Source organism: Jutongia sp. SJQ-6 (assembly GCF_054161275.1).
Window position 1 is genome coordinate 3050785 of the sequence record NZ_CP195314.1, and the last position, 6678, is coordinate 3057462.

At 42.7% G+C, this 6678-nt stretch carries 7 protein-coding genes; 6 read left to right on the forward strand and 1 reads right to left on the reverse strand.

Annotation, left to right across the window (positions count from 1 at the left end; all coding sequences use genetic code 11):
• The first annotated feature begins 4 nt into the window (after positions 1–4).
• The 5 genes from pstC to ACSAJE_RS13620 all read left to right on the forward strand — a co-directional run bounded on the left by pstC (position 5) and on the right by ACSAJE_RS13620 (position 3799).
• Positions 5–874 (forward strand): phosphate ABC transporter permease subunit PstC, encoded by an 870-nt coding sequence (gene pstC, locus ACSAJE_RS13600; RefSeq protein ID WP_022024269.1) that lies wholly within the window; start codon positions 5–7, stop codon positions 872–874.
• Positions 875–877: 3 nt separating this feature from the next.
• On the forward strand, positions 878–1759 hold the full coding sequence (gene pstA, locus ACSAJE_RS13605; protein ID WP_458009373.1) for a phosphate ABC transporter permease PstA: 882 nt from the start codon (positions 878–880) through the stop codon (positions 1757–1759).
• Between the two features lie 61 nt (positions 1760–1820).
• A complete protein-coding gene (pstB, locus tag ACSAJE_RS13610) occupies positions 1821–2624 on the forward strand; it encodes a phosphate ABC transporter ATP-binding protein PstB (RefSeq protein ID WP_022024271.1) in 804 nt (267 codons plus the stop codon).
• Between the two features lie 14 nt (positions 2625–2638).
• Positions 2639–3283: a phosphate signaling complex protein PhoU gene (gene phoU, locus ACSAJE_RS13615; RefSeq protein WP_118691555.1), complete on the forward strand. Its 645-nt coding sequence runs from the start codon at positions 2639–2641 to the stop codon at positions 3281–3283.
• 120 nt (positions 3284–3403) lie between these two features.
• Entirely contained in the window at positions 3404–3799 is a 396-nt protein-coding gene (locus ACSAJE_RS13620) for a hypothetical protein (protein WP_458009374.1), read from the forward strand.
• A gap of 199 nt (positions 3800–3998) precedes the next feature.
• On the opposite strand, the gene ACSAJE_RS13625 is transcribed toward ACSAJE_RS13620, so the two are convergent.
• Positions 3999–4358: a hypothetical protein gene (locus ACSAJE_RS13625; RefSeq protein ID WP_458009375.1), complete on the reverse strand. Its 360-nt coding sequence runs from the start codon at positions 4356–4358 to the stop codon at positions 3999–4001.
• 512 nt (positions 4359–4870) lie between these two features.
• On the opposite strand from ACSAJE_RS13625, the gene ACSAJE_RS13630 reads away from it, so the two are divergent.
• On the forward strand, positions 4871–6589 hold the full coding sequence (locus ACSAJE_RS13630; RefSeq protein ID WP_458009376.1) for a methyl-accepting chemotaxis protein: 1719 nt from the start codon (positions 4871–4873) through the stop codon (positions 6587–6589).
• Positions 6590–6678: the final 89 nt, after the last annotated feature.

Here is a 6678-nt window from a genome sequence, read left to right on the forward strand (position 1 = left end):
TGATATGACACTACAAAAAGTAAAAGAAAAAGGGATGGAGTTTGTCTTTATGCTCTGTGCCTGTGTCTCGATACTGGCAGTTGCATTGATCTGTATCTTCCTGTTTGCAAATGGTGTTCCCGCTATGGCAAAGATTGGCTTCGGCAAATTTTTGCTGGGACGCACCTGGCAGGCAGGAAATGGCCTGTTTGGAATCTTTCCAATGATCATCGGAAGTATCTATGTTACAGCAGGAGCGATCATTGTCGGTGTCCCAATTGGAATTTTGGCAGCAGTATTTTTGGCAAGGTTTTGCCCTAAACCGTTATACCGCATTATGAAACCGGGCGTGGAGCTGTTAGCAGGTATTCCGTCTGTTGTATACGGTTTCTTCGGATTGATGATCATCGTACCGTGGGTGCGTGACACGTTTCGTCCTTACTATGGTGGTAACGGACTCAGCTTGTTTTCCGCGGCTTTGCTGCTCGGAATCATGATCCTGCCAACGATCATCAGTATATCGGAATCAGCGATCCGTGCCGTACCGGATAAATATTATCAAGGTGCATTGGCACTTGGTGCTACACATGAAAGAAGCGTATTTCGAACAGTGGTACCAGCCGCAAAATCCGGTATCATGGCAGGTATTGTACTAGGAATCGGGCGTGCCTTTGGCGAGACAATGGCTGTCATTATGATTGCCGGCAATCAGGCATGGATACCAGACAACATGTTTCAGGGAATCCGAACTTTGACCGCTAATATCGTTATGGAAATGGGATATGCGCAGGATCTGCATCGTGAAGCATTGATCGCAACGGGTGTTGTACTCTTTGTATTTATCCTGATCATCAATACACTTTTTTCCATATTAAAGAGAAGGGAGGCAAAATAACCTATGGAACAGGCAATTAATGTACAAAGTCTGGCGCAAAAACGCCGCACTTACTTTAAGCATCCGGGTTCACTCATTGTCTTTTTACTCACTTGGCTGGCAGCATTGTTGACAATGGGGGTACTTGTCTTCCTGATCGGATATATTTTGATCAAAGGTGTCCCATTTTTGACACCGGACTTATTCAAACTGGAATATAATTCTGACAATGTATCAATGCTTCCGGCGTTGATCAATACACTGCTTATGACACTGTTAGCCTTGTTGATCGCCGGACCGCTTGGCATCTTTGCAGCAATCTATATGGTTGAATATGCCAAAAAAGGCAACAAAGTTGTCGGTGTCGTTCGGGTGACGGCAGAAACATTATCCGGTATTCCATCTATTGTGTATGGATTGTTTGGTGCATTGTTTTTCGTCACATTTTTGCATTTGCGGTTATCTTTGATCTCCGGTGCACTTACCGTGGCGATCATGGTTCTGCCGACAATTCTGAGAACGACAGAGGAAGCGTTGATCGCAGTGCCGGCCAGTTTCCGAGAGGGAAGCTTTGGACTGGGAGCCGGCAAGCTTCGTACCGTATTTCGAATCGTATTACCATCTGCGGTACCGGGCATTCTTTCCGGTGTAATTCTTGCAACCGGACGAATCGTCGGAGAAACGGCAGCGCTGATCTATACAGCAGGAACAACCGCAAAACTGCCCAAAAACCTGTTATCTTCTACGAGAACCTTATCGGTGCATATGTATATGCTGTCGGGCGAAGGATTTCACACGGATCAGGCATTTGCAACCGCTGTAATATTGCTGATATTGGTTATCGTGATCAACTTGATCTCGAACCTGCTTGCAAGCAGATTAACAGCTAAAGGTATTCAGAAATAAAGTAAGAAGCAGGTTAGCAGCCAAAGGCATTCAGAAATAAAACAAGAAAGGTATGGTTATTATGGATACAACCTATACAAATGTGGTGGATGCATCGACATCCCAGATAGCATCAGATACCAAGTTTCACGTTGCAGGACTGGACTTGTATTATGATAAATTTCACGCATTAAAAGATATCAATATTGATATTCCGGAAAAGCAGATCACAGCGTTTATCGGACCATCCGGTTGTGGTAAATCCACATTCTTAAAATCGCTCAACCGTATGAATGATCTTGTAGAAGGCTGTCGGATCACCGGCGAAGTAAAGCTTGGCGAGCAAGATATTTACGGAGACATTGACATCAATCATCTGCGCAAACGTGTGGGAATGGTTTTTCAGAATCCAAATCCATTTCCGATGAGTATATATGACAACATCGCGTATGGACCGCGCACGCATGGCATTCATTCTAAACAGAAATTAGATGTTATTGTCGAAAAGTCTCTCAGACAGGCAGCGATTTGGGATGAATTGAAAGATCGTCTCAAAAAGTCAGCACTTGGTTTGTCGGGTGGACAGCAGCAGCGTTTATGTATTGCACGCGCACTTGCTGTAGAACCGGAGGTTATCTTAATGGATGAGCCGACATCGGCACTTGATCCGATTTCAACATCCCGTATTGAGGATTTGGCGATCGAGCTCAAAAAAGACTATACGATCATTATGGTCACACATAATATGCAGCAGGCAACTCGTATCTCGGACCGAACAGCATTTTTCCTGTTGGGAGAAATGGTTGAGTATGGAGCAACGGATAAATTGTTTTCTGTACCACAGGACAAACGCACGGAAGATTATATCACAGGAAGATTTGGATAGGGGGAAGCGAAGGTATGCGAAATCGATTTGATAATCAGTTGGAAAAACTTAATAATGAATTGATCGAGATGGGCAGCATGATCGAGCAGGCGATCGAAAAGGCAATTAGTGCATTAGTGAATAGCGATGTTGAACTTGCTAAAACTGTCATTGAAGGCGATGAAGATATTGATCATCAGGAACGACGTGTTGAAAGTTTGTGTATGAAATTGTTATTACAGCAGCAACCTGTTGCCAAGGATTTCCGCCTTATTTCGTCTGCCCTCAAAATGATCACAGATATGGAACGTATTGGCGATCATGCGGCAGATATTTCAGAAATGACCGTCTGGATACATGGTGAAAATTATGTCACCCATCTTAATCTGCTCGAAGAAATGGCAAAAGCAGTCACCGTTATGCTTGTTGGAAGTATTGACGCTTTTGTATGTAAAAATCTCAAACAGGCAGAAGAAGTCATTGCAAAAGATGATATTGTAGATGACCTTTTCCTCAAAGTAAAGGAAGAAGTTATCCAGATGCTGCGTGAGTCTGATGGCTCCGGTGAGGAGGCAGCGGACTTATTGCTTATTGCTAAATATTTTGAACGCATTGGCGACCATGCAACCAATATTTCTGAATGGGTCATCTACTCCATCACCGGAAAACATGTATCCTAAAGGCTGGGAATAGGCTTCCGGGGTAGAGAAAAAGTCCCGTCATAGGCAGAGAAGTTAGCCGTTGTAGGAGGAACAAAAATAGTTGTAGAAAGTACACTCAGCAGAAGTGGAATAAATGGAATGATAGCAAACAAAGTTCAGCCAAGCACGGTAAATCAAATTGTTGCTGTTGCGTGTAGCGCGTTGATCTTGGCATATAATATTGCAAAGAGTTTAAATCAATGCAGCTTGCGAGATCAACAGGTGAAGAGGCTTGAAAGGGCAGCTGTTCATGCAATGAGAGAACAACGAGAGAAATTTATAAAACTTGTTCAGGATGAGAATTTGAAGTGGGATAAAACGGTGCAACAGGGGTTTGATCAAATGCTAATATGTGCATGTAAAGAGACATTTGACCTGAGTGGAGTAACAGAAGGTTTGGATAATGTGCTGGGTTTGTTTGGCAAAGAAGCTACTTTTCATAATATATCAGAGTATGAGAACCAGCTAGATCAGACTATTGTGTTGAATTTTTAGAAGGAAGCTATGATATTGTTAATATCATTAAATTATAGGTGTACCACCGCCTGGTAATGGAAAGGAGATTTTATGGTAGAATGAAACAACTTGAATCCGGTAACAAATCCAGAGAAAGTATTAAGAACTGTAGTACCTGGAGTAAAAGCAAAGGATTACAAAGTAAATTACTATTTCCTTTACAATCTGACAATCAATCCTAGCGTAGTCTCGCTGCATTCAAATGGTATTGCATAGCACGTTTCAGCGGAGACAGGGAAAAGCCGGACCACTCCCAGATATCTTCAGTTTCATAATTTTTTACCCAAACGGTGCGGTGTTTAGTCAATCCTCGCATAAAGAAGCTGACATGAAGGTGGAACTTGCCGTCCGGTGATTCGATGTCTGTGTATCCAAAGATTTTACCGCGGATGGCGCGTTCAACTTTATCGATCTCATAGCGCTCGGCGTTTTGTAAACAGGTCTGATTGATAATTTCTGCAAGATTACCTACGGATACTTTATGCGTAGAGATATTGCTTCCGGTTACTGCGTTTAAAAGGCTGTCTGATAGACTCATAATTCCCTCTATTTCTACATGTGTTCATATTTCACATGTACGTGTTCATGTGTGCAAGTTGCTCATTCAAACTTCGCACATCCAAAGCTGCCATTTAGTCACATATTGTTTATTATGTTGATGATTTAATTATATTTTGCAGCCACCATATTGTGGGTTCCACCATAAAGAAACTATAGCAAAGCGATGTAACTCAGATTTTCAATTTGTTGCACAGGTTAGGTGCTAAGATCCATCAATGTCAGATCCAACAATATAAAAAATAACTCCCATCGAGCTTTGTGTCGAAATAAGAGATACATAGCTCTTTTTTTGTATAGGAAAATGTGGTATAATGATTCCAAAATCCAGATGCTTCGCATCTGTCGCGCATTGCGCTTTACGATTTTGTCGTTCACAAATTCTGCGCAAGTGAGCAAGCTCCCTTGTGTTGTGAATTTGTGATATAATAACTCTAATTAATTTAATACCGCTGAAGATGAACGGGAATAATACTAGGGAGGGTGTTCATTATGAAAAAGCAATCAAAGCATCATATTCATTCATTAACAGTAAGGATCACTGCGATAGCAATAATTCCACTATGCATTTTGGCATGTATTCTGACCATTATAGGGATTGGAAGTATTCGATCAGGCATTCAAGATGAGGTGGAATTAACATTGCAGGCATCGACGATGGGAGTGCAGGGAATGTTAGATGCGCTGAATGACAGTCCGCTAACATTAGATGGGGAGAAGCTCTACAAGGGCGAGCAGCAGATCACGGAGCAGATGTTGGAAAATATGGTGAAGGGAACCGATCTGGATGTCACGATATTCTATGACAAGACCAGACGTGCGACTACATTGAAAGATGCTAAGACCGGACAATTTGTTTTGGGGACAGATGCAGCGCAGGAGGTATATGACCGGGTAGTATTACATGGCAAAACCTTTACTTCTTATGATATGGTCATTAATGATGAGGCGTATTATGTATATTACATGCCGTTAAAGGATCAGGGAGGAAGTACGATCGGCATGTTGTTTGCCGGCGCTCCGGCTTCAGATGTTAATTCTTTCATTGCTGTCAAGACTGGTACTTTGGTTGGTGTGGCAATAGTGATCGGAATTCTTGCATTTATAGCAGTAATTATTTGTGTGTTAGCTATTCGAAATGGTCTGAATGACGCCAATGGTGCGCTGGGACAGCTGGCATGCGGTAATTTGAATGTTCAAATGAGCAAACGTTTACTGAAGCGTAAGGACGAGCTTGGCAGCATGGCGAAGAGCCTTCAGCTTTTACAGAATGAACTTCGTGATATTATAGAAAAGATACAATCTGCATCTAATGATGTATTGACAGCGGGAGTGCAGCTGGGTGATATGTCAGCGCAGACGAGCGAAAACGCTTCGGAGATCGGCAGTGCCGTCGATGACATTGCAAGTGGTGCTGTTGCACAGGCAGAGGAGATTGAGACTGCTACGCTTCGGATGAATACATTAGGCGAATTGATCGATGAAATGACAGAAAATGTGAAGCAGCTTGCGGTGACTTCTGATAAGATGGATCAAAGCCGTGAGCGTGCTGAAAAGATTATTATAGAATTATCAGAGTCAAACGTTGATACGGTAGATGCGGCGAGCAGAATGAATCGACAGATACATATCACAAACGATGCGGCAGTTCGCATCCAAAAGGCAATTCAGATCATCACTTCCATTGCGGATGAAACTAATCTGTTGTCCTTGAATGCATCTATTGAAGCGGCAAGGGCCGGCGAGCAGGGCAAAGGTTTTGCAGTAGTGGCTAATCAGATTCAGACATTGGCAGAGCAGTCGGGTGAATCTGCCAAAGAGATTGAGGAAATCACAGCGGAACTTTTGCAGGAATCTACACAAGCAGTTAGTATTATGGAAGAAATGCAGAACATTGTGGGAGAAGAGGCAGAAAAACTGGAAGAAACTAAGCAGCAGTTTATGAATGTCAGCGAGGGTGTCACAGAGACGAGAAATGAGACGCAGAATATGCGACAAAAGACGAAAGAGTGTGCAAGTGTTCGTCAGGAGATGATGGATGTTATATCAAACCTGTCAGCGGTTTCCGAAGAGAATGCGGCATCGACACAGGAAACGACAGCATCTATGCAGGTACTGAATGATACGATTGCTACACAGGCAGATTCTGCGGGCAACTTGAGCAATTTGTCTAAGAGTATGGATCAACAATTAAAGTTCTTTGAACTGTAAAAAGACAGGATTGCCTCCAAACCCCATAAATACTGGGCTTTGGAGGCTTTTTTTGTTGCCTGGTCAAAAAAAGTCGAAAAAAATTGAAA